The sequence below is a fragment of the Petrotoga miotherma DSM 10691 genome, assembly GCF_002895605.1.
In the GTDB taxonomy this organism is placed as follows: Bacteria; Thermotogota; Thermotogae; order Petrotogales; family Petrotogaceae; genus Petrotoga; species Petrotoga miotherma.
This window is the reverse complement of sequence record NZ_AZRM01000003.1, coordinates 25,096-49,528: the sequence shown is the minus strand read 5'-3', so window position 1 is coordinate 49,528 and position 24,433 is coordinate 25,096. Positions and strand designations below refer to the sequence as shown.

The window sequence follows — 24,433 nt, the reverse complement described above, 5'->3', positions numbered from 1 at the left end:
CTTCGCCCCGCAGCCCACCCCATATAAGGATAAAGAAACATGGCTTCACCATCTAATTCTTGAAAATAATTTTATTTTTCATATAGATTATTGTGGGTAGATTTATGATAATAAAAAAAATATCGTTCAACTATTAAATAGATTATTAAAAATTATAATCTTTTAATAATTGAGATAATTCTTTTAAATCTGGTTGCAAAATTAGCGGAGCTCCTACGGCTTTTTCAGCATTTTTTATATCTTTTAGTCCATTACCAGTTACAACAACCGCAACACTTTCAGTAGGTTTAATTATACCTTTTTCAACAGCTTTTTTTATACCGGCTAACCCAGCCACTCCTGCCGGCTCACCAAAAATGCCGGTATTCTTTCCTAAGATTTTTATCATATTTAATATTTCATCATCTGTAACGTTAATCATATCACCATCGGAATCTTTAACAGCCTTGATAGATTTTATATAATTTCGAGGTTTTCCAACAGCAATACTATCAGCAATGGTATTTTCTGGAACCGGAACAAGATCTTTATCGCTTTTAAATGCCTGAGTAATTGGTGCACAACCTTCAGATTGCACTCCTAATAACCTCGGTAGTTTATCGATGAATCCTATTTGTTTTAAATCATACATGCCTTTCCAAGCACCTGCTATTGTACACCCATCACCCACAGAGTAAACTAACCAATCAACCATTTGCCAGTTTAATTGTTCAGCGATTTCAATTGAAGAAGTTTTTTTACCTTCAACTAAGTAGGGGTTAATCGCAGCGTTTCTGTTATACCATCCCCACTTATCAATAGCTTCTTGTGAGAGATAAAAAGTTTCTTCATAAGATCCCTTTACTGATAAAACTAAAGCTCCAAAAACCAACAACTGAGTGACCTTTCCGATCGGGGCTCGCGAGGGAACAAAAATAACAGCCTTCATTTCATTTCCCATAGACGCTATGTTCCCCGCCAACGAAGAGGCAGCGTTCCCAGTGGAAGCACAGGCGACGATGCTCATGCCTGCCTCTTGTGCTTTTACAACGGCTATAGCAGACGCTCTATCTTTCAATGAACCTGTTGGATTTAAACCATCATCTTTTATGTAAAGAGTTTCTATACCTAGTAGCTTTGCCATAATATTACTTTTATATAGAGGCGTTCCTCCCACCCTCAAGGGTGGCTTAGGGGTGTTAGGATCTATTGGTAAGAGTGGTGAATATCTCCATATAGATGGATCAGGATTTGCTTTTAAATCTTGCTTATTCCAATCTTTTTTTATCTTTTCGTAATCGTATTCAACATCTAAAATACCTTTTTCTCCACATTTTGGGCAAAGATATTGTGTAGGTGAAGCTTCGTATTTTTCCCCACAAGAAATACAAACCAAATCTTTTACATATTTCAGTTTTCTCCCCTCCAATTTAGCCTAATAATCCCGTTTTTTTGTTAAATTCAATTATTAATTGATCGATTTTGTCTGCAATTTCAAAGGCGTTACCCCAATATTCTTCATCGTTGTACCATTGCTCGTTTAATTCATCTAGTTCTTTACCCTGCTGTTCTATCCAAGTATAGTATTTTAAATTGTGTATTCTTTTTTTATCATAATAACTCAGTTCCTGAATAAAGTCTGTTTTTACCCCCATTAGATGCTTCTGAAAATCTACAGCAGCCTGTTGTTCAGAATATTTACCTTTTTGTTCTTGTAACTCTTTAAGCCTAGAATCATATAATTCCATTGAATCAGTGAATACTGTCATCACAACATCTTTATCTGTTAATTCGTAGTATTTGGCAAATTTTATAGCGGAGAGAACATTCGCAATAGAAGAGATTCCTAGTAAAGATAAATTATTTACTACCGATGAAGAGACTCCCTGTTTTCTTAAAAAGTCTTTCCCTTCAGGTTCGTTGAAAAGCCTTATTAAATTCATAGCATCATTGTCATCTATCGCCATGACCATATCGGTATTTTTAACGTTATGAATCCAAGGCACATGTTTATCTCCTATGCCCTCAATTCGATGGGCACCAAATCCGTTGTATAATAAAGTGGGACACTGCAGTGCCTCTGAGACAGCTAATTTACTATTTGGGTACTTAGATTTTAAATATTCTCCTGAACCCAACGTTCCAGACGATCCTGAAGTGAGTACGGTTCCTGCCAATCTGTCTTTTTCCCCCAGGATTTTTTGTAAGACTTCTTCCATAGCGGGACCTGTAACTACATAATGCCACAAACGATTGCCCATTTCATCGAACTGGTTGAAAATAACCACATTGTCGTGAGTAGACTTTAATTCATTACATTTATCGAATATCTCTTTTACGTTACTTTCACTTCCAGGTGTTCCAATTACTTCCCCTGCAACTTTTGATAACCATTCGAATCTTTCTCTACTCATACCTTCAGGCAATATAGCTATGGATTCACATCCCAAAAGCTGCGCGTCGTATGCACCTCCACGACAATAATTTCCGGTTGAAGGCCAAACGGCTTTTTGAGTAGTAGGATCAAATTGACCGGTTACAAGCCTTGGTACAAGGCACCCAAAGGTGGCACCAACCTTGTGGGAGCCGGTTGGGAACCATTTACCTACCAATGCCACGATTCGAGCTTTAACGCCTGTTAATTCAGATGGTAACTCAAAGTAATTTACATCGCCATATAAACCACCTTTTGGAACCGGTTCGTTTTTCCATGTAATTCTAAATAAGTTGTATGAATTAACATCCCATAAACCTATATTTTTTAACCTTTGTTTGATTTTTTCGGGAATTAAGCCGGGATCTCTCATTTGTGCAAAGGTTGGTATAATAATATTATTTTCTTTAGCCCTTTCTATCGCTTTTTCGAGCACATTTTTGTTAACAGTTAAATCTATCATCTTATTCCTCCTAGGTTTTTAAAATATTTTTTGGGAATGGGCTTCCACAAGGAACCACACCGGTTTTGCCTTGATACCCTTTTAAAATCAATATCTTTTTTCTTCGTTAAGTTATTATTATACACCTTTTTGACCTAATAATAAAAACTTGATTTTTAGTGATAATCCCACTTAATCTTTCTTAATTGTCTATAAATAACAAAAAACGGTAATAATCATAAATAATCAAATTCACTCAGATGAAGCAATTCGTAAACTTAAGTCTTGTACTCATTCGTTTCTTTTTTTGGTTCTGGCATAATGAGGTTTAAAATAAAAGCGGTTAAAAATCCAACAGTAATGTTAGAAGAAAAGATAACAGCCATCCATTCCGGTAATTGGTTTACTATATCGGGCTTAAAAGTGACCCCTAATCCCAAAGCTAAAGAAAGTGCTAAGATAAACATTTTTCTATCGTCTATTCCGCCTTTTACCGCAATTTTCATACCCGCCATAGCAACCATACCAAAAAGAGCTATAGTTGCTCCTCCTAAGACAGGTGCAGGCATAACGCTCACTAGAGCACCTATTTTTGGAAAGATACCGAGTAATATCAAAATAATTGCCACACCATACCCGACGACTCGGCTTGCGATCTTGCTTAGTTGGATAACTCCAGTATTTTGACTAAAGCTTGTATTAGGAAGAGTGTTGAAAACAGCTGCTAAAGCACTGCCTACACCATCCCACAAAACTCCTCTTTTTAATCTTTCTTCATGTACTTCACCTTCGATTGGTTCACCACTTACTTCAGCAATAGCTGTTTGATCACCAATTGTTTCAATTGTTGTAATAATATATGCTAAAATCCAAGGAATAATAAGTTTCCAATTAAATGATAACCCATATTTAAAAGGAACCGGAACGGTTATCCATCCGGCTTCTACAATAGGGGTAAAATCTACCATACCCAACGGTATTGCAACGAGATATCCTGCCATTAAACCAATTGCTACGGCTGCTGCTTTTATGATACCTTTTCCGTATACATTTGCAATTATGATAATTATTAATACAAACAAAGCAATGGATAAATTTTGAATATTCCCAAAATCGCTTGCTCCTGCACCTCCTCCGATATCCGTTATGGCGGCTTCTATCAAGCCAAAGCCTATTAACATAACAACGGTACCAGACACCAGTGGAGGAAAAATCTTTCGGGTTTGAGCTAAAAACCTACTCAAAATCATCTCAACAGGCGAAGTAACAAGAGCCATCCCTAGAACTAAAGGTAACCCTCCAACATTTGCTGCGACAATCGCCATCGGAACAAAAGTAAAACTCGTTCCTTCAACTACCAATAGCCCACTTCCTAAAGGCCCAATTCGTTTTACTTGGATGAAAGTAGTTACCCCTGAGATAATTAATGCCATGCTTACAAAATATCCTGTCTCTAATGGATCTAGACCCGCTGCACCTGCAATTATCAATGGTGGAGTCACAATACTGACAAACATTGCTAACATGTGCTGAATACTCAGAACAACCGTCTCATAAAACGGAGGTCTATCTTCAAGTTTGTATAAAACTTCTGTTTCCCTTTCTTCTTCCACGGTCTTTGTTGCGCTATCTCCCATTAATAATCACCCCTCGTATAACATGTATGGATATGATTTTTAATTAAACTTTAACTTTTATTATACTTTAATTTTGCTTTATTCGCAAGTAAAGTTTTTTATAGTTTAACGGGTTTAATCGTTTTTATTTACTGTTATTTTTTTGTAATTCCCCATAATCTGATATATTTAACTTAACGTATAAATTATGATATAATCTCAATATAGATTGAGAAGTAATTGTACAGTTTTTAAAAAAGGTTGAGTTGTTCAACTTTTTAAGGTGTATATTGTTTAATTTTGATCAAAAAGGAGGACATTTACAATGTTTAACTTTTTTAAAAGAAATAAGTCAGACATTTCTAAAACCACGGATAAACAAGTTTTTTACGATGAAAAAAATGCATTAGTCATATATTTCAAATGTTCAAAATGTGGAGAGAAATTTAGGAGTTATCTTAGGAAAGGCTACGATTTTATTACGGATTACGATACAGGAGAGTACAAAATAAATAAAGAATATATCGGTTCAAATTGTTTTAACAGAATACACCTTTCTGCCACATTTGATAGGAATTATAAATTAAAAGAATACACTTTAGAAAACGGGGAAGTTATTAATAAAGAAGAATGGGAGGAAAAAAGCTAATGCCTAGAACAAAAGGTGAAAAAGATACTAACGTAAATTTATTTGAATATCGACCCGTCAGACCATTCATACAGATACCAGAAAAGGTACTTATGTATATTTTGCAACTAACCCCGTCGTCTTTTGCAAAGGTATATTTATACTTGTACAACATGAGCTACGGACTTGGGTACGATCATACAGTTACCCATACCAGTGTGCGCGAAATAGCTTCAAATTTGAATATTAGTATTGGAAGAACGCAAAATGCAATTACTTATTTTAAAAAAATTAAAGCAATAGAAAAAATAGAATCAAGAGCGGTAATTGGAACAAAATACAAAGTAAACGTACCTGAATATTCTTCTTCTTTTAACAACTGGTACTTCACTGCCCCCAATAAAGTTAGATACATAATGATGAAAGAGAAATTGCTTACTTCGGAGAAGTTGGTTACTTCCAAAATCAAACGCTATAAATCTGTTAAAAAATCTTTGGAATTGGGTCTATTCGATAAATCTGAAGAGTAGGTAATTAAAATGTATGACAAATTGTTGAGTTTAATCCTCTCTCAAAATAATTCCTTTTTATTGGATTACGCAAAGAAGAATAATATTAATAAAATGGTAGGTACAGTTCTTTATTCAAAGGATAACATAGTTATAATAGGTGTTAAAAATTTTCTTTTCCTACTAGAAAATCAAAGCACTCAACATTTTAAAACAGGTACTAGAGTAAATTTAAATTTTTTAAAATCACAAGAAAAAACAAATAATATAGATGGTCCAATTAAGATGAAATATTTGGGTGAGTCATCAAAAGATGGCTTTAAATTAAGTATGAAATTCCCAAACTTTAAAGATATCGATGCTATTATTCTTAAATCTCCTAACATCACAGAATCACAAAATATGAAAGCATCAATATGGCTCTCGGAATTTTCTCGAACCCTAAACGGACGATTGAAAAACTTAAAATTTGGTAATTTGGAAACCCGCGAGATAACTTCCTTTAAAAAACTAACTGAGAAGATAGTAGTTGCACTTCTAAAATCCTTTAAAGATAACTTAAACTCCGTTTTATCTCCCTCTCATTCTGCCAATAAAATCGTAGATATGATCAGAGCATATATTTCTAAAAGGGATAATCCGGATTTTTTCTCTAAGAACGAGATAAGGCTAATGAAAGAATTATTAACCTTGCAAGAGAAAGATAAGAATTTCTTGCTTAATAAAAATGAATCCCAAATTATCAAAAAAAATAATATAGTGGATAAAACATTAAGTTCTTACTTAACTATTAAAAATCTAAGCTTAGAAACAAAAACGCCACTGATGTTTTTTTCGATCTTTGGGATGCCCATATTTTTTACCATTGATAGAGAATATCAAAATAATTCAAAAAGTTATCAGAATAAGACAATGAACCAAAAGTTAAATTTAATCCTTTTGACCAATAACTTTGGGGTTGTAGATGCACATATACAGAGTTTTGAGAAGGAAATTTATATAAGTTTCGAATTGGAGAATAACTCTGAGTATTTTAAATTAAAAACGCAGTATTTCATAAAAAAATTGGAAAAGAAAGATTATCAGATAAAAAGAATTGATTTTGTATGATAAAAAAAATTTCGTTCAAGTATTATAACAAATATATCTACTAAAAAAAACCGGTGATTTCTTACTTCACCGGTTTTTTTAATGAACTATTTTAATTTAAATATACACTACTTTTTAATTGAATAAAAGGCATTCAATCCTCTATATTCCGCTGTTGATCCAAGTTCTTCTTCGATTCTTAACAATTGATTATATTTTGCTATCCTGTCGGTTCTCGAGAGTGAGCCAGTCTTAATAAAGCCTGCATTTACAGCTACTACCAAATCGGCAATGAAGGTATCTTCCGTTTCTCCAGAACGATGAGATACAACGGCAGTCATATTATTTTTGTAGGCTAATTCAATGGCATCGAGAGTCTCTGTTACACTCCCTATTTGATTCAATTTGATCAAAATAGAGTTTGTAGCTTTTAAATCTATACCTTTTTGCAATCTTTTAACATTAGTAACGTATAAGTCATCACCAACTATTTGTACCCTATCTCCCACCTTTGCAGTGAATTCAGAGTAACCTTCCCAGTCCTCTTGATCGAAAGGATCTTCTAATGATTTGATAGGATATTTATCAATTAATGATATATAATAATCTGCTAATTCAGAGGCACTCATTTCTTTTCCATCAACAGAGTATTTCTTTGTCTCTTCATTATAAAACTCGGAAGCAGCCGCATCCATAGCGATGAAGATTTGTTTACCAGGTTCGTAACCAGCGGCTTGTATGGCTCTAATAATATATTTTATAGCTTCTTCATTCGAACTTAAATTTGGAGCAAAACCACCTTCATCTCCAACAGAAGTTATGTGCCCTTCTTTTTTCAAAATATTTTTTAAATTATGGAAGACTTCGGCTCCTGCCCTCAAAGCGTCTTTAAATGAATTAAATCCAGCGGGCATAATCATGAACTCTTGAATATCTAAATTATTATCAGCGTGTTGTCCACCGTTTACTATATTCATCATTGGTACGGGTAAAACTTTGGCGTTCACTCCACCTAAATACTTATAAAGAGGGAGCCCTAAGGAGTTTGCTGCAGCTCTCGCCACCGCCATAGAAACAGCTAATATTGCATTAGCGCCAAGATTTTCTTTGTTTTCTGTTCCATCTAAGTCCAACATCACTCTATCTACGTTAACTTGATCAAAGGCGTTCAATCCAACGACTTCTTGCTCAATAATGTTGTTTACGTTGTTCACCGCTTTAGTAACACCTTTTCCCAGGTAATAATCTTTATTACCATCTCTCAATTCCAAAGCTTCAAATTTACCTGTTGAAGCACCTGAAGGAACAATAGCTGAGCCCGTTACACCTGTAGATAAAGTAACCTCTGCTTCAACGGTTGGATTTCCCCTTGAATCTAATACCTCTCTCGCTTTTACTGATACTATTTCATCATAAAACTTTTCCATCAAAGAACACCTCCAGAAATTTATCTTTTTATATTTTTGTTAAAATATCGAATATAATTCGGGCTTAAATGAGAATTTGTTAGTAGTTGACTTTAGTGCCTATATTCTCTCCTTCTACAGCTTTAAGCAAGTTCCCTTCTTTGAAAAAATTAATAATCAATATGGAAAGATTATTTTTTTCACATATTGAAAAAGCCTCTGTATCCATTACTTTTATTTGCTCTTTAATTGCTTGTTCATATGTTATGATATCATATTTTTTGGCATCTTCAAATAATTTTGGATCTTTATCGTATATTCCATCCACCTTGGTGGCTTTAACAAGTATATCTGCATTCATTTCTACCGCTCTCAATGCGGCAGCAGTATCCGTAGTGAACAAAGGGTTGGAAGTTCCGCCACCAAATAAGACAATATACCCAGCTTCAAAATACTGTTCAATAAAATCATATTTAAGTGGCATTACAGAAGGCAAATTAACAATCGGGGAAACTACTATACTTTTTATACCATTCTTTTCGAAAACATTTTTAAGATAGAGTGAATTTATGACAGTGCCCAACATCCCTAATTGATCTGCCATTTGAATTCGGAAATCTTTTAACTCTTTTCCCCTAAAAATGTTGCCAGCTCCTATGACGATCCCCAATTTAATATTTAAACTATGGATTTTCTGGATCTCGTTCACCAGATATGTTAACATTTTCTCAGAAAATCCTTTTCCCCCTTCACCACTCAAAGCTTCCCCACTTAATTTTAGTAATACTCTTTTGTACATAGGGCCTCCTTTTAAATACGAGAATGCAGTTTTATAGTTAAAAGAAAAAGTTTCTACTCTATAAATAAAGCAAAAAGGCGGAAAACTCCACCTTTTTATTATTCGCCAACTGCAAATCTAGCAAATTTATCTACCGTTATATTTTCTCCTACTTTAGCTATCGTAGAATTAATAATGTCTTTGATACTTTCCCCTTCACCAAAAACATATTCCTGTTCAAGAAGACAATTTTCGCTGTAGAATTTTTCCAATTTGTTTTCTACAATCTTTTCCTTAATATTTTCAGGCTTGCTGGAATCGTTTAGCTCTTCTAAGTAAATTTCTTTTTCTTTATCGACAACTTCTTGAGGTACATCTTCCCTTGAAATCCATTTTGGATTCATCGATGCAATTTGAAGAGAAATCTTCTTAGCTAAATCGTGGAAATCCTCAGTCCTAGCTACAAAATCGGTTTCACATCCTAATAATAAAAGAACACCGATTTTTTCATTATGATGAATATAAGAATAAACTATACCTTCGTTGGTGACTCTTCCAGCTTTCTTTGCAGCTTTTATAGCACCTTTCTTTCTTAAAATTTCAACGGCTTTATCTATATCCCCGTTAGCCTCTACTAAAGCATTTTTACAATCCAACATTCCCGCTCCCGTTGAAGTTCTAAGATTCTTTATCTTTTCAATTGATACATCCATTTAAAATACCTCCTAATACTTATTATTACTGATTTTAAAAAAATAAAACCTTATGTTAGCGCCACCTTCGCCCCACTCCCCACCCATAACGATCGATAAAACCACTGTATTTTAACACAATTAATTGAATATTAAAATAAGAAAATTATTGTTTTATTACTATTTTTTTAATAGTTTTTCTTGTAATTTTGATTCGACGAATTTAGAAACCCATTTACTAACATCTCCATTGTAAGATGCGATTTCTTTGATCATAGACGAAGAAATGTAAGAAAAATCAGTATCAGCCATGAGAAAGAAAATCTCTAACTCCCGAAAAAGCATATGATTAGCGTTTGCCATTTGCAGTTCATACTCATAATCACTGACCGCCCTTAAACCTCTTATTAAATTATAAATTTTTTTTTCTTTTAAATAATTTACCAACAAACCATCAAAAGATTCAACAATAACATTTGGTATACCCTCTAAATCCTTTTTTACCATTTCAATCCTTTCTTGTAGGGAAAAAAGATACTTTTTGTTGGGATTATTCACAACAACAACATAAAGTTTGTCAAACCTTTCACTCGCTCTTTTCACTATATTAACGTGTCCATAGGTTATTGGATCGAAACTCCCTGGATATGCTGCGTCCCTGATTCCCATTATTAAATTTCCCCCATTTCAATTAATATTGATTATACCAGAAGCTAAAACAACACCGCTTTCATCATAAATTGTTGCAAATTGACCAGGTGTAACGGCAAATATAGGTTCTTTAAAATTTACTTTTAAAGTATGATCATCGGTCTTTTTAACAACTGCGGGCTTTTCTTCACTTTTTTTGCGAACTCTACAAAAGCCTTCTATTTCTTTGAAATCTACAAAAAAGTTGACGTTTTGTACAATAAGTTCTTTAGAATACATTTCTTCAGTAGGTGCAACTATAAGAACATTCTTTTGAGGAAGTATTTTATATACATGTAATTTCACATTTGCGTTTTTATAGTAGCTTATCCCGGTACGTTGACCAATAGTGTAATTCATGTATCCAGTGTGAGTTCCTATTTCGTTTCCTTCTAAATCGTAAACTTTTCCTTCTTCAGGATTAACTCCATATTCTTTCAGAAATCTTCTATAATCGTTATCAGGAATAAAACACAATTCTTGACTGTCAGGTTTATTTGCTACGCTTAACCCTATTTTTTTTGCTATATCCCTGATTTCAACTTTATACATATTTCCCAATGGAAAGTGTAATTTGGGAAGAGTATTTCTGTCTATGTACGATAGAAAGTATGATTGATCTTTGTATTGGTCAACACCTTTTTTAATAACATAGGTAGAGTACTTTTCAGAATACTCTTTCATTAAATAGTGACCACTGGAAACAAAATCTGCACCGTAGCTATGAGCTATCTCTAAAGCTTTCCCAAACTTAAAAAACCTGTTGCATAACATGCAAGGATTAGGTGTTTTACCTTCTTTGTAGGTATTTATAAAATAATTGATTATTTTTTCTTTAAATTCCTTTTTTATATCAACGATCTGAAAATCATCGAGATCTAACTTATTTGCAATTTTTAAGGCATCTTGTGTATCTGAAGGACTACAACAAACTTTCTTTTTTTCAGGGATCATTGAAAAAACAATATCGCTCACCGTTTTGAAATGAAGCCCTATAACTTGATAATTTTGTTCTTTCAAAAGATAGGCAGCAACAGAGCTATCTACCCCACCACTCATAAGCATTAATACTTTTTTATTAAACATTTATTTTTTTTAATCTACCTCCTACATTTTCTGAGATCTTAATCTGTGCAATTTTTCTTCCGTAATCAATTATATCTTGCAAAGTCATTTTATTCAGCTCTAACATGATAGAATTATTAACCCTTTTCCATACAAATTCAACGGCACACTCTATTTCCAACGAACATTCTCCAACAATACAATCAAAAGATTGAAGGGGTTTATCTAAAACTTGAATAATTTCACTTAACCGTAAATCTTCTGGATTTTTAGCCAAAGCATATCCACCAAATTTACCTCTAACAGATTTTACAATTCCTGCATCACGTAATTCTATAAAGATTTTTTCAAGAAAATCTTTTGGTATGTTTTGCCTTTCAGACAATTCACTAATAGGTACTTTTTCTTTTCCTTCATCTTCGGTTAATACGGCTAATTCAAACAAAGCTCTTAAAGCATAACTGCTTTTGACAGTAAGCGACATTATTTATTCCTCCTTTTAAAATAAACGTTTCATCGTTGTTCAATAATAAATTAAAGCTTCATAGAAATACATCAAATAAACTTCTTAAACATTACACCTCTATACATCTGATTTTCTACCAACAACGTAAACAGTTAAATTCTGTAAACTATTATTAGCTAACCTTACATCATTTACATATATATCAATTTTATTTCCCAAAACTTTGGCTCCTGTATCTTGAACTTCAAAATACCCATTATTTGGAAGATCTGACAATTCAGGTATGTATACTATCGTTCCTAAAGGTAGGACATCGGGATCTGCTGCAATTGTTTTGTAGGGTGTTGGCTTTTCTCCAGACCTTGTTAACCTAAAAGTTGGAGAATAAACAAGTTTGTCATCCCATTCTGTATAGTAAGTTGCCTGGAATTCTCCAATCATATTGTAAAAAAGTTTCAAAGGGTCTCTTGGCTCTCCGTTCTTCCATAATTCAACTGTAACAATACTACCTGCTTGAGCAATTCCTAACGATGTATTCGAATCAACCCATTTACCTTCATCAACATACGGTGTTTTTAAATTCCCTATGACACTTATAATAGCATTTCCATGATCCACTTTTATATACCAATTGTTGTTCGATAATTTTCCAGTCTCAATTACTCTTCCAGGCAGGACAGGATAAACTTGTTCGGTTTGAACCAAAACTCCTATCCCGCTTGAAACTCCAGCAGCATTCCTTTCTCCAAACCTTACAACAACATTTTTATAATTGGCAGGTGAAGTTTTAGGAAAAGGCCATCTTATATACTCTTCAATATTATTCACCGGTATGATTAATTCTTGCCCTACTTTAATATTCGTGGATTGTAAATTATTGGCTTGCAAAATAATTTGAACACCATTGTTTCCTAATTTAAAGGCATTTGAAATGCTTATTAGAGTATCCCCCGACTTAACTTGATACCTAACTTCGTTTGAATTCTCAAATAAATAATTAGCCTCGGCTTCTCCTACAGAGCTATAAAGTTGATCGATCTTCATTTCAATATTTTGTATTTGACCAAGGTATTTCTCGTTTAATGAATTTGGTGGTTGAGTGATAACCTTTTGAAGCTCATATTTTATATTGTCTACTTCCTTATCTAAAGAAGCAACCATATTTTCTAAAGATTTTACGTTCAAAATATCTTCACTCTGGTTTTTATAATAAAATTTAGATACGGTCTCTTCCGTTTTATAATCTACTATGTTTTCCACATATTTTTCTAAATTAAGTTTGTCTACCTCTTGTTGAACGAGTTCTTTTATATTACCGTTTTCCAAAAAGTAAAACTCAGAGTTTTTAAAACTTTGTTCTAAACTATTAACCTTTTCCGTTAATGAATTCACACTATCTAAAAGGATCTTTTGATCATTTTTGGGAATATTGTTCACAACATTCTGTAATTCTGTAATCTGAATTTCCAATTGCGATACTCTTTGATCTAAATCAGTGTTTATAGTATTATTAACATTTTTTTGATTCATATTGTTAATTTGATCCTCTAAACTTTGCACCCTTTGATCTAAATCTAGTAGTTTATCAATCGATTCAGAACTCCGCCCTTCATATAAATAATTTTCCAAGGTTACTACCCTGCTATCAATATTGGTATACTGATCTTTTAAACTTTTTGTCATATCATAAGCATAACTGTTATTCTTTGAAATTTGATAAATTTCGTCAGATAAGGTATTAAGTTTTTCTTCCATTTGAGTTAAACGCTCATCCAATTTATCCAATTGATTTTGAATTAACTCTAAGTTCTCGCTTGGCAAAGTGGTTTCTTGAGAGGTTGGTTGAAAAACTGTACACCCAGATAGAAAAAATACCACACCTAACAAAAAAATCCAAAAAAATTTCCTCACTTTAATTCACCCCTTAGAAATTTTGCAGCCTTTAAATACGGATTTGCAGGATTATTATAATTTTTTAATAAATAATCAAACAACCTCGCCGCTTCTTTTCTATTATTCAATCTATAATTTATATAGCCTAGATAAAACAGCGAAAATATATAATCTTCTTCTGAAAATGTTTCGTAGTTCTTTTCAATTATCTTTCCACAATAGTAAAGTATTCCTAACTCTTTTTCTTCTTCATTTTGTTCCCGGTAGTACCAAGCAAATTTTACTAGAATTTTTACTACTTCGCTAGGCAGCCCCAAAATAGCATAAATATTGGCTGCTATCATAAGTTGAATTGCATAAAATTCATGAGATTTTGAAGAAGAATTATCTACTTCTGGAAGGGATAGTTTATTTATATTATTTAAAAACTGCTTAACTTCTTCGATGTTTTGAGAATTTAAATATTCATATATGTAATCTTTATCTTTTTCCTGAAAAGTAAAATAGCAATGAGGACAAGTAACTAAAGAATAGAGAGATACATTAATATCTCTGTATTCAGGTTTCAAATCTAAATCATAAGAACTTACTTTTATAGACGTTGAAGCTACTTTATCAAATGAAAATTCTTTTTGACATATTGGGCAAACTGCAAAATCTCTAATAAAATCTTTCATTCTACTTCATCAACACCTAGTAAAGCATCACAGTAGGATAACGGATCAAAGATTTGTAAATCGTCTTCTTTTTCCCCAAATCCTACTAGTTTTATTGGAATATTGAGTTCATGGTTTATAGCGAAAGCTATTCCCCCTTTGGCGGTTCCATCCAGTTTAGTCACGATTATACCCGTTATATCTATAGCTTCTTTAAAAGCCTTTGCTTGAGAAATACCATTTTGACCAGTAGTTCCATCAAGAACTAACAGTGTTTCATGAGGAGCTCCTGGAACTTCCCTTTCAACCACACGCCTTATTTTTTTCAATTCATCCATTAAATTGCTTTTTGTATGCAAACGTCCTGCAGTATCTATTAACACTACATCTTTACCTCTTGATTTTGCGTGCGTTATTGCATCGTACACCACAGCTGCGGCATCTGAACCTTTTTGGTGAGCTATTACAGTGGTATTTAACCTATTACCCCACTCTTTGAGCTGCTCAATTGCAGCAGCCCTAAATGTATCTGCGGCAGCTAAAACAACTTCTTTACCTTGGCTAGAATACATCTTTGCTAACTTAGCAGCAGTTGTAGTTTTACCGCTACCGTTTACTCCAACAATGAGTATTACATAGGGTTTATGCTGGAAATCATTAACTACTTCGTCTTTCTGTAAATTTTCCACTAAAATATCTCTCAATAATAAAAGGGGATCATTGTAAGAATTATCAGCTTTATATCTACTTTTTAACTCTTCCAAAATTTCATGGGAAACTTCAACACCCATATCAGACATTATTAAAATCTCTTCTAATTCTTCCAATACATCATTGTCGAGAACTTTACCTGAAAAAATAGTTTTGATATTTTTAAATATGGTATTTCTCGCTTTACTCAAACCATTTTTGAACTTTTCAAAAATTCCCATTAATATGCCTCCATTATATCAATCTAAGGTTAATTTAGATTATACAATATTTTATCTTGTTTTAATAATAATAGGTAATTTGCTGATTACAAAGAAGTATTGTATAGAAACAATCTCGTTAGTTATTAAATCCGTTCCATATAAAGTAAAATCTACTGGTATTTTTCCATATCTATCTTCCAAATTCAATATGGTAATGTATTCATCTTTATCTCCACTCCATTTGATCATTATTATACCCTCAGATAACTCTCGAATAGAAAATTGGTCACAGGTTGATTTAATCTCTTTGGTCATGTTAACAATCTTCTTAAAGAAGCTTAAAAATTCATAATCACCTTTGTCCCACTTAATCGGATCCTTTTCGAAAAGGTTAGGTAGTTTTTCCATCATTAATTCTTGTCCAGCATATATTAAAGAAGCTCCTGGCAAAAGATTATAGAAAACAGTCCAATTTTTGATCTTGTTTTTCCCTTCTAAAACTGATGCTATTCTTGGATTATCATGATTTTCTAAAAAACGCATCTTAATAGAATTTTTTGGAAATATTGTATTCTGCAAAAAAACATGATCAAAATAATGATTCAAATCTTTCTCCCCAGAAAAATAACTTTTTAGATAATAGAAGCCATCATAATCGTATGTAAGATCAAAGCTTTGATATACTTCTGAATCTGAATGAACATTGTACCCTCTAGTTCTGAGATCATGAATAAATTTTGGATCAAGAGTTTCTGCCAACCAAATAACTTCCTTTTTTTGGTTCAATCGTTCTCTAGCTTTTTTCCAGAACTCTAAAGGTACAAGTGGTGCTACATCACATCTAAAAGCATCGACGCCAAGATCAACCCAGCTATCTAAAACTTTTATTAGATAGTCCCATAAATCCTTATTCTCATAATCCAAATCGTAAACATCCATCCAATCTTCAACTTTTCTGGTTAATTTTCCGTTTTCATCTTTCACAAACCATTCCGGATGTGTTTCAACCAGCTTTGAATCCAAAGAGGTATGATTGAAAACAATATCGATCATTATTTTTAATCCGTTATCATGTGCCTTGTCTATCAATCTTTTAAAATCTCTCTTATTTCCAATTTCTTTAGATATTTCTTCGTAATCTTTTATCGAATAAGGACTTCCATGAGTACCTTTTCTACCAACTTTCCCAATAGGATAAAAAGGCATAAACCACAGTATATCTGTCCCCAAAGCCTTAATACGTTCAATATCGTTGTATATATCATTAAAGGTTCCAGCATTTCCATAATTTCTAACAAAAACTTCATAAATTACAGAACTTTTTAACCAACTAGGTGAGTCTATTGCCACGATTGGACCTCCTCAAAGTGTAATTTTTCTTCGAATTGCAATAAATATTATATCATCGATTATATCAAATACCTACCCCTTTTTTTAAAATTTTTATATTAAAACCTTTAGTTTAATTTTTTTATTTAGAAAATCAAAATTTTTGCATTAAAACTTGACGTTTTTAAAGTTTTATGTTATAATTTTTTCAAAATAACGTGAGAGTCTATCAAAATATCATCAAAAACATAAAAAATAATAGGAGGTCCTAATATGTCAAAATACCGTTTATCCAAATGCCCGGTATGTGGGGGTAAGTTAAATATCATAAAATATCGATGTGAAGAATGCGGAACTGAAATATCTGGCAATTTCGAATTAGAAGAATTTGCTCAATTAACAAACCAACAATTAAATTTTTTGAAGATTTTTATTAAGGTGAGAGGAAATTTATCGGAATTACAAAAAGAACTTGGTATCTCTTATCCTACAGCAAAAGCAAGATTAGAAGAAGTTGCCACAGCAATGGGGTACGAATCTGAAAGCATTGAAAGTAGAGAAAAAACCCTTGAAATCCTTGAAAAAATTGAAAAAGGAGAGATTACCCCTGAAGATGCAAAAGAATTATTAAAAAAATACAAAAAATAAAAAGGAGTGATTTTGAATGCAAAAGATTGATTTGAATGATGTAAAAGTTATTAAAATAAAGGCCAAAAATTTTCACGGACGAATAAAAATTTGCCACAGTGAAATAACATATCTCGAATACGGAGATCAAGATATTAACGTCGGGACTGCTTGGAATTCAGATCATACAAGCGTATCAATCGACATTGATTATGAAAAAGGTGATTTCTTATCAAAATTTTTTTCTTTCTCTAAAATGTTCCATGAAGTACCTATTAATTTGTACATAGGTGATCAAGTTAACGATATAACGTTAGACTTATCATCAGCTGATATAGAAACGGACTTGGATTCTACTAACTTATATAATTTAGCGATCAAAACACGATCAGGAGATGTAGATATTATTGGATCTAATCAAACTAAAACTTTGAAATCTTTAAGGGTGGATACTGGGTCTGGGGATGTGAGTATCGACTTAAATAACAGTGAGATGGATGAATTGATTTTAAAAGGAGCTTCTGGAGATTTTGAAATTCACAACGTAAATATATCATATGGTGATTTTAGCATGGCTAGTGGCGATGTTCTAGTTCAAAACTCTAAAATTGTAAATCTTAAGTTAAGTGTGGCTTCCGGTGATGTCTTAATAAAAAATTCTATCGTGAAAGTAGCAAACTTTAAATCAGCTAGTGGTGATATCTCTGTAGATTCCTTAGACAGAGATTTTTATTGTATTGTAAACACTGCTTCCGGAGATATAAATCTAATAGTTCAAGGAAGAGAGAAAATCTATTTAGAAGCTCCAATACATAGATATTCTTCATCTATAAGATCAAACGTCGATTTAGTTCAAAGTAGTGATTCTTCTACTATGCCCAAAAAAAGAGTTTTAAAAATTAATGTAATGAGTGGAGATATTAGTATCAAAGGTGTAGATCTTCATGAGAAAATCATAGAAGAAGTGGAGAAAGAAGAAAGCAAAGATATTTCCAAAGGCGACGAATTCTTAACCATTGAAGAAAAAAAGATATTGTCTTTATTAAAAGAGGGAAAGATTTCTCGATCTTTTGCGATAGAACTTTTAAAAGAGTTGGGATACTCTGAAGAGCTTGCAGAAAAATTTTTAAAGGACAGGGGGGAGTAATTATGCAAGGAAGATTAATACTGATCGCGCTAGGTATTTTAATAGTTTTATCAGTCATTTTCAACGAATTCTTAGTTAGTTTTAACTTGTTAGAATTCTTTTTTACATTGATTTTTCTTGGATACGGACTAACCTTTTTCAAAAAAAGAAACGTAGGAACTTTAGGAAGTCTAATATTTGGAATAATACTGTTGCTAGACACATTTGAGTTGTTCCCCACTTCACTAAATTTTTGGGAATTGGTTCTATTGATGATCGCATCTTATATTATTGCTGCTGGATTTAAAGGGCTGTTCCATATAAGAAAGCCCCACTTAAAGATTAACAAATCGATAATATCTGAAAATCTTCCTCCTAAATTTATAGGTGACACACTTGATTTATCAACAGATGTAGACTGGAGCTCTGTAACTATTGACTCTTCTAAGATAGAGACACCTGTAAAAGTAAAAGCTGTGATTGATAATGATATATATTCTTTTAAGAAAGAATATGACTCTTCTAAAGTCGATATTTTGAACAAGCTGAAAGTATCCAACGTAAAAGTACCTGAACGGGCAAAGATAACTGTATATTTAAACGAAAATATTAATTACAATTATCAAGCAAAATTGAACGTTAGCGTAGCCTTTTTTGATCTGAGACAAATTAAAACACGAGAAGTAAGAATAAAATCTACCGCATCTAAAATCACTTTGATACCATCTCAAAAGGATAATACCACAGTTGACGTAGACTCTGAAGTTTCAGCAATAAATATAAAATTGCCAGGGGATGTTGCTTTAGTATTAAACCATGTTGGGGATTTGAATTTCAAAAATTTTGGACGAATGTACCAAAGAGAAGATGGAACTTATGTTTCTGATAATTTCTCGGAAGCATCTTACACTTGTTATCTGAACATTTCCTCTGAGATTTCGCGTCTAAATATAGAATTTATATAATTAATCTTTATTTCTATACAAATTCATATAAAATTTAAATAAATCAGGTAATTTTTTGAATCGATGGGGCTCTTCAAACATTCTATACAACCATTCTAATCCAAGCTTTTGAAAGAAAAGAGGAGCCCTTCTCGTAACACCAGCAAATACGTCAAAGCTACCACCAACTCCCATCATAAGCTTTGCTTGTAACGTTTCATAGTTTCGGAAAATAAAGGATTCCTGTTTTGGAATTCCCATCCCTACAAAAAGGAGATCTGTTTTACTATCATTAATTTTTCGAACAACCTCTCGTTCAGCATTTATATCAAAATACCCATGATGAAATCCAACAATATTTACGTTGAACATTTTCTCAATTATTTGAGCAGCTTGTCCAACCACACTCTCTTCTGACCCAAGCAAAAATATTCTATAATTATTTATTTCAGACAATTCTAATAAATATTTCATTGTATCTATACCGGGGCATCTTTCCGTCTCTATTCCTTTCTTTTTGAGTAATTTAACTATTCCCACCCCATCAGGAATGGAAAAAGAAGCTTTACTAATGGCTTTAGAATATTCGTTACCCTTTAAATATTCCATATACATCAACGCATTTAAAGTAACTATCCAAAGCTTCTCTTTTCCAATTTGATCTTCGATAAAAGAATAAATATCATCTTGACTGCCATAAACCATCGGGATATCTTTCAAAAGAAAACGTCCAACCAATATATTCACCTCTAGTAACTGCTTCGAATCGAAATATTGTATCACAATTAAATTGAAATTTCTATAAATAATTATACAAATAAAAGGTTGAATTAAGAAAAATGTTTACACTATAAAAACAAAAATTGACGTTTAATTAACCAAATTCCTTATCTTTCATTGTATAATACTTTGAACTTTGATGATAAAACTTCTCAAATTAGGAGGAAGGATCATGGAAAAAACTTTACTTAGCCAAGACAAAAATGTTAAGAAATACCTCATCAAATTTTCTAAAGATGAAATTAAAAAAATTGAAGATCAAATCGTTCGGGAAATTAATCAACATTACACCTTTGAAGGATTTAGAAAAGGTAAGGTCCCCAAACAGGTTATTAAGTTGCGCTTAGGTCCCGATTTCAATAATATGTTATTAGAAGAAGCGGAACATGAGCTGGATCACAAAATCAGAGAAGAAGAAAAGTTGCTTTTCCCAATTATTGTTGAATCAAGAGCTCAAGATGAGGAACACATAGAATTCGAGGTTTTACTTCACACCTATCCTGAAATTATAAAAACAGAATTTGAAAATATTACGGTTAAAATCCCTGAATCTAAAGAAGTGGTTGAGGACTTTGTACAAAGAAGATTGAATGATTTACTGGAGAGCAACGCAATATTAGATCCCAAAGAAGAACCCATACAGTACGGAGATTATGTAAGAATTAATTATGATTTAGTAGATGAAAACGGTGAAGTGATCAAATCTGATGAAGAAGAGGAAATAATAGTTAGAGAAGATGATGAAAGAGAACTCGTTAAAAAACTCATAGGAAAAACTACTGGTGAGGAATTTGAATTAGAAAAAGAAGATCAAGACAAAAAATTGATTCAAAAAGTTCGAATTGCACAAGTTTATACAAGAAAACTTCCTGAACTGAACGATAATTTCGCAAAAGAGCTGAATATTGAAGTAGAAACATTGAACGAGTTGAAAGAGACTTTGAGAAAAGAAGGAGAAGATGCCGTTAAAAATTGGCAGGATCAATTTGTGGTTAACTATATCTTATCGGAGTTACCTAATTATGTGGATATTGATATATCTGATGAAAGTGTAAATTATTATATTGATGCAACTATAAATGATCTTAAAAACAAGGGTAAATACGAAGAAAACTTAAAAAAATACGATAATGACGAAAATAAATTGAGAGAGGAAATCAAAAAGAGTGCATTGAATTGGATAAAAGAGATGGTTGTCATCGAAAAACTATCCTTAGAAAACGATATCAAAGTAGGAAACGAAGAGTTATCACAAGAGATCAAGAACTTTTCAACTATGTATGGTTTACCTTTCTCACGTGCTCAGGAAATAATAAGCTCAAATCCTGAGCTATCTAATGAAATTCTATGGAACAAATTAAGAGAAAAAGTAGCCCAATTCATCAAAGAGAAAGTACAAATAGTTGAAATATCAAAAGAAGAGTTCGAAGGTGAAAATGTAACCCCAACCGAAGATCAAAAAGAAGAAAAAGTAAATACTGATAATGAAGCAAGTGAAGAAGAGACTGGACAAAATTAGAATTATATGATAAAATACATTTGAAGTTGAAGGGGACGTGGTGAAGCTGGTTATCATGCCGGTCTGTCACACCGGTGGCCGCGGGTTCGAGTCCCGTCGTCCCCGCCAATTTGGCAACGTAGCCAAGGGGTCAAAGGCGGCGGTCTGCAAAACCGCTATTCGAGGGTTCAAATCCCTCCGTTGCCTCCATTATAACTAAATTATCCCTGTGTATTACTTCTTCAGGTCCAAAGTTTTCTTTGAATGTAAGTATTTCATCGGTTTTTTTACCAATTATTTCTTTTAATTCCTCGGAAGAATAGTTTATTAAACCTTTTCCAATGCTTTCTCCTTTTTTATTAGATATCAAAACCAGATCTCCGACGGAAAAACTACCTGATACACTTATAATTCCTACCGCTAACAGACTTTTTCCTTTTAAAAGTGCTTCATGGGCTCCATTATCCACAATCAATTTGCCTTTTGGCTTTAAGCTGAATTGAATCCATCTCTTCCTTTTGCTCATCCTTTTTCCTTTGGGTAAAAAGGTTGTACCAAGGTTAAACTGCCTATTTTCAATATTATCCACAGCCTTTGTAATAATACTCTCTTCATAAGATGGGAGAATTGTTAAAGGTATTCCTGAGGCGATGGAAATCTTTGCTGCTTTTAATTTTGAACTCATCCCGCCGGTACCTAGTTTACCACTTTTTCCATTAGCAAGATTTTCAAGCTCAGGAGTAACTTCTTCAACAATATTGATCAGTGATTTCGGGTTACCTAAATCTTTCAACAATCCTGGAATATCTGAGAGAATGATCGATAAGTCTGCTTCCAACAAACTTGCTACTTGAGCAGATAAAACGTCATTATCTCCGAATTTGATTTCATCTGTCGTTATTGTATCGTTTTCATTTACAATAGGTATCACATCATTTTCTAAAAGTGCATTCATGGTATTGTATGCATTTAAATAACGCTGACGATTAGAAAAATCGTCAGCCGTTAAAAGTATTTGTGCCACTTTAATATTTTTAACTGCAAAAAGATCACGATATTTGGAGATCAATACACCTTGGCCAACAGCTGCACAAGCCTGTTTTTCAGAAACAGAATAAGGTTTGTAACGGTAACCTAACACACTTTTGCCAGCAGCTATAGCTCCTGATGAAACAATAATTATATCTTTCTTTCTTTTAAACTTTAAGTCAGTCACTTGCTCGACGATTTTATTCATCTTACCAACATTTATTCCGTTCTCATCAGCTATTGAGCTGCTACCAACCTTTATAACTATCTTATTGATTGTATTTTTCAAAAAAAATCACCAACCATTCAGCCCAAAAATGAAATAATTTTATTTTTCATAGACTCTATGTTACCTTTTCCACCTAAATCCGGTGTTAAACTATCTATATCTTTAACCGTTGCAGAAATAGCATTTTCAAGTTTTTTTGCTAACTCGTTCAGTTTTAAATAATCTAACAACATAATGGATGAGCTTAATAAAGCGATCGGGTTTGCTATACCTTTATTGGCTATATCCGGAGCACTTCCATGGACCGCTTCAAAGATCGCAGCATCCTCGCCAATATTAGCAGCTGGAGCAAGGCCCAATCCTCCTATCAAACCTGCGGCTAAATCGGAAAGGATATCTCCGTACAAATTAGGAGCAACAATTACATCATATTTTTCGGGATTCAATACCAACTGCATAGACATATTGTCAACGATCTTTTCTTCGTACTCTATTTCAGGATATTCGCTTGCAACTTTTCTAATAGATTCTAAAAATAAGCCATCTGTAATCTTTAGAATGTTTGCTTTATGAACAGCTGTAACTTTCTTTCTTTTGTTTTCTTTTGCATATTTAAATACAAAATATGCAATATTTTCGCTTGCATTTTTTGTTATCACTCTAACGGCACAAGCTGTATCGTCAATCTTGTATTCAATCCCTTTATACAAACCTTCGGTATTTTCTCTCACTACAACCAAATCGACATTATTGTACTTACTATTGAGACCTTCTAAACTTTTAATTGGTCTTAAGTTTGCATACAGATTCAACCTTTCTCTTAGTGTAACATTCACACTTCTAAATCCTTTACCTATTGGCGTAGTTATCGGACCTTTCAAGGCTACTTTATTTTTCTTAATCGAATCTATCACATAATCAGGCAGTGGAGTTCCATATTTCTCAATTACCTTCTCCCCTGCTTCTACTAAATCCCAGCTAATAGGGACGTTCATATGTTCAAAAATCTCTACAACTACAGAGGTTATTTCTGGACCTATTCCATCACCCGGAATTAAAGTAACTGTATACATAAAATCACCTACTAATTGATTAATTCTAAGGTACCGTATTTTTTGTAATAATTAACCAAACCCCCACTTTGTAAAATCTTTAACATCACTTTGGGGAGAGATTTAATCTTCAAAACTTCATCTTTGGTAAAATTCTTAACTACACCTTTTTCTAGATCAACAGTCAATAAATCACCTTCATCTATATTATTAGTGGTAACTTCAACCAAAGGTAACCCAATATTTATGGAATTTCTATAAAATATTCGGGCGAAAGAAGTTGCTATTACAGCACTGATACCAGCGTGTTTTATCACTAAAGGCGCTTGCTCTCTAGAAGAACCACAACCAAAATTTTCTCCTGCAACTATGAAATCACCTTTTTTTATATCATTATAAAAATTTGGCCTTAGATCCTCCATCAAATGAACAGATAATTCGTCCATATCGATGGTACTGAATTTGTATTTTCCGGAGATAATATAGTCGGTGTTTACATCGTCACCAAATTTATGTGAATAACCTTTTAATTCCATTATTTATCCTCCCGTTCAAAAAATTA

23 protein-coding genes, 2 tRNA genes and 1 pseudogene are annotated in these 24,433 nt (G+C 32.9%); 9 read left to right on the top strand and 17 right to left on the bottom strand.

Features of this window, described 5'->3' with window-relative positions:
* Nucleotides 1-145: 145 nt before the first annotated feature.
* The 3 genes from X928_RS00295 to X928_RS00285 all read right to left on the bottom strand — a co-directional run bounded on the left by X928_RS00295 (nucleotide 146) and on the right by X928_RS00285 (nucleotide 4,492).
* Nucleotides 146-1,408, bottom strand: a complete 1,263-nt coding sequence (locus tag X928_RS00295; RefSeq protein ID WP_103077983.1) for a threonine synthase — start codon at nucleotides 1,406-1,408, stop codon at nucleotides 146-148.
* Between the two features lies 1 nt (nucleotide 1,409).
* On the bottom strand, nucleotides 1,410-2,876 hold the full coding sequence (locus X928_RS00290; RefSeq protein ID WP_103077982.1) for a phosphoribosylaminoimidazolesuccinocarboxamide synthase: 1,467 nt from the start codon (nucleotides 2,874-2,876) through the stop codon (nucleotides 1,410-1,412).
* A gap of 257 nt (nucleotides 2,877-3,133) precedes the next feature.
* A complete protein-coding gene (locus X928_RS00285; protein WP_103077981.1) occupies nucleotides 3,134-4,492 on the bottom strand; it encodes a uracil-xanthine permease family protein in 1,359 nt (452 codons plus the stop codon).
* 304 nt (nucleotides 4,493-4,796) lie between these two features.
* On the opposite strand from X928_RS00285, the gene X928_RS00280 reads away from it, so the two are divergent.
* The 3 genes from X928_RS00280 to X928_RS00270 are packed head-to-tail and all read left to right on the top strand — an operon-like array spanning nucleotide 4,797 to nucleotide 6,718.
* Nucleotides 4,797-5,120, top strand: a complete 324-nt coding sequence (locus X928_RS00280) for a hypothetical protein (protein ID WP_103077896.1) — start codon at nucleotides 4,797-4,799, stop codon at nucleotides 5,118-5,120.
* Nucleotides 5,120-5,629, top strand: coding sequence for a hypothetical protein (locus tag X928_RS00275; RefSeq protein ID WP_103077895.1), 510 nt, complete (start codon nucleotides 5,120-5,122; stop codon nucleotides 5,627-5,629). Before X928_RS00280 ends, X928_RS00275 begins: the two co-directional genes overlap by 1 nt.
* A gap of 9 nt (nucleotides 5,630-5,638) precedes the next feature.
* Nucleotides 5,639-6,718 carry a hypothetical protein gene (locus X928_RS00270; protein WP_103077980.1) on the top strand — a complete coding sequence of 360 codons (1,080 nt, stop codon included), beginning with the start codon at nucleotides 5,639-5,641 and terminating at the stop codon, nucleotides 6,716-6,718.
* A gap of 107 nt (nucleotides 6,719-6,825) precedes the next feature.
* On the opposite strand, the gene eno is transcribed toward X928_RS00270, so the two are convergent.
* The 10 genes from eno to X928_RS00220 all read right to left on the bottom strand — a co-directional run bounded on the left by eno (nucleotide 6,826) and on the right by X928_RS00220 (nucleotide 16,607).
* Complete coding sequence (gene eno / locus X928_RS00265) at nucleotides 6,826-8,124, bottom strand: phosphopyruvate hydratase (RefSeq protein ID WP_103077979.1); 1,299 nt, start codon at nucleotides 8,122-8,124, stop codon at nucleotides 6,826-6,828.
* 79 nt (nucleotides 8,125-8,203) lie between these two features.
* A complete protein-coding gene (pyrH, locus tag X928_RS00260) occupies nucleotides 8,204-8,902 on the bottom strand; it encodes a UMP kinase (RefSeq protein ID WP_103077978.1) in 699 nt (232 codons plus the stop codon).
* A gap of 98 nt (nucleotides 8,903-9,000) precedes the next feature.
* A complete protein-coding gene (gene tsf / locus X928_RS00255) occupies nucleotides 9,001-9,594 on the bottom strand; it encodes a translation elongation factor Ts (protein ID WP_103077891.1) in 594 nt (197 codons plus the stop codon).
* A gap of 159 nt (nucleotides 9,595-9,753) precedes the next feature.
* Nucleotides 9,754-10,242 carry a pantetheine-phosphate adenylyltransferase gene (coaD, locus tag X928_RS00250; RefSeq protein WP_103077890.1) on the bottom strand — a complete coding sequence of 163 codons (489 nt, stop codon included), beginning with the start codon at nucleotides 10,240-10,242 and terminating at the stop codon, nucleotides 9,754-9,756.
* 18 nt (nucleotides 10,243-10,260) lie between these two features.
* On the bottom strand, nucleotides 10,261-11,349 hold the full coding sequence (gene mnmA, locus X928_RS00245) for a tRNA 2-thiouridine(34) synthase MnmA (RefSeq protein WP_103077977.1): 1,089 nt from the start codon (nucleotides 11,347-11,349) through the stop codon (nucleotides 10,261-10,263).
* On the bottom strand, nucleotides 11,342-11,812 hold the full coding sequence (locus X928_RS00240; protein ID WP_103077888.1) for an RrF2 family transcriptional regulator: 471 nt from the start codon (nucleotides 11,810-11,812) through the stop codon (nucleotides 11,342-11,344). The genes mnmA and X928_RS00240 overlap by 8 nt, the downstream gene beginning before the upstream one ends.
* A gap of 99 nt (nucleotides 11,813-11,911) precedes the next feature.
* Complete coding sequence (locus tag X928_RS00235) at nucleotides 11,912-13,705, bottom strand: LysM peptidoglycan-binding domain-containing protein (protein ID WP_103077976.1); 1,794 nt, start codon at nucleotides 13,703-13,705, stop codon at nucleotides 11,912-11,914.
* Complete coding sequence (locus tag X928_RS00230) at nucleotides 13,702-14,364, bottom strand: DUF2225 domain-containing protein (RefSeq protein ID WP_103077975.1); 663 nt, start codon at nucleotides 14,362-14,364, stop codon at nucleotides 13,702-13,704. Before X928_RS00230 ends, X928_RS00235 begins: the two co-directional genes overlap by 4 nt.
* Nucleotides 14,361-15,275 (bottom strand): signal recognition particle-docking protein FtsY, encoded by a 915-nt coding sequence (gene ftsY, locus X928_RS00225; RefSeq protein WP_103077974.1) that lies wholly within the window; start codon nucleotides 15,273-15,275, stop codon nucleotides 14,361-14,363. The genes X928_RS00230 and ftsY overlap by 4 nt, the downstream gene beginning before the upstream one ends.
* A 51-nt stretch (nucleotides 15,276-15,326) precedes the next feature.
* Nucleotides 15,327-16,607 (bottom strand): alpha-amylase family glycosyl hydrolase, encoded by a 1,281-nt coding sequence (locus X928_RS00220; protein WP_103077884.1) that lies wholly within the window; start codon nucleotides 16,605-16,607, stop codon nucleotides 15,327-15,329.
* Nucleotides 16,608-16,859: 252 nt separating this feature from the next.
* On the opposite strand from X928_RS00220, the gene X928_RS00215 reads away from it, so the two are divergent.
* From X928_RS00215 to X928_RS00205, 3 genes are read left to right on the top strand one after another with little or no spacing between them, the layout of a single operon-like run.
* Entirely contained in the window at nucleotides 16,860-17,234 is a 375-nt protein-coding gene (locus X928_RS00215) for a DUF2089 domain-containing protein (RefSeq protein ID WP_103077883.1), read from the top strand.
* A 16-nt stretch (nucleotides 17,235-17,250) separates the two neighbouring features.
* Nucleotides 17,251-18,360, top strand: coding sequence for a DUF4097 family beta strand repeat-containing protein (locus tag X928_RS00210; protein WP_103077973.1), 1,110 nt, complete (start codon nucleotides 17,251-17,253; stop codon nucleotides 18,358-18,360).
* 2 nt (nucleotides 18,361-18,362) lie between these two features.
* Nucleotides 18,363-19,304 carry a hypothetical protein gene (locus X928_RS00205; protein ID WP_103077881.1) on the top strand — a complete coding sequence of 314 codons (942 nt, stop codon included), beginning with the start codon at nucleotides 18,363-18,365 and terminating at the stop codon, nucleotides 19,302-19,304.
* On the opposite strand, the gene X928_RS00200 is transcribed toward X928_RS00205, so the two are convergent.
* Entirely contained in the window at nucleotides 19,305-20,030 is a 726-nt protein-coding gene (locus tag X928_RS00200) for a WecB/TagA/CpsF family glycosyltransferase (protein ID WP_245857130.1), read from the bottom strand.
* A gap of 205 nt (nucleotides 20,031-20,235) precedes the next feature.
* Between X928_RS00200 and tig the strand changes: the two genes are divergently transcribed.
* The 3 genes from tig (at nucleotide 20,236) to X928_RS00185 (ending at nucleotide 21,771) form a co-directional block, all read left to right on the top strand.
* Nucleotides 20,236-21,582, top strand: a complete 1,347-nt coding sequence (tig, locus tag X928_RS00195) for a trigger factor (protein ID WP_169926235.1) — start codon at nucleotides 20,236-20,238, stop codon at nucleotides 21,580-21,582.
* Nucleotides 21,583-21,613: 31 nt separating this feature from the next.
* Nucleotides 21,614-21,690: transfer RNA gene (locus X928_RS00190), tRNA-Asp, on the top strand.
* 4 nt (nucleotides 21,691-21,694) lie between these two features.
* Nucleotides 21,695-21,771: transfer RNA gene (locus X928_RS00185), tRNA-Cys, on the top strand.
* A gap of 61 nt (nucleotides 21,772-21,832) precedes the next feature.
* On the opposite strand, the pseudogene proB reads toward X928_RS00185, so the two are convergent.
* The 3 genes and pseudogenes from proB to X928_RS00170 form a co-directional block, all read right to left on the bottom strand.
* Nucleotides 21,833-22,879 (bottom strand): annotated as a pseudogene (gene proB / locus X928_RS10365) (glutamate 5-kinase); the annotation flags it as partial.
* A gap of 17 nt (nucleotides 22,880-22,896) precedes the next feature.
* Nucleotides 22,897-23,892 carry an isocitrate/isopropylmalate dehydrogenase family protein gene (locus tag X928_RS00175; RefSeq protein ID WP_103077970.1) on the bottom strand — a complete coding sequence of 332 codons (996 nt, stop codon included), beginning with the start codon at nucleotides 23,890-23,892 and terminating at the stop codon, nucleotides 22,897-22,899.
* Between the two features lie 11 nt (nucleotides 23,893-23,903).
* On the bottom strand, nucleotides 23,904-24,407 hold the full coding sequence (locus X928_RS00170; protein WP_103077969.1) for a 3-isopropylmalate dehydratase small subunit: 504 nt from the start codon (nucleotides 24,405-24,407) through the stop codon (nucleotides 23,904-23,906).
* Between the last annotated feature and the right edge of the window lie 26 nt (nucleotides 24,408-24,433).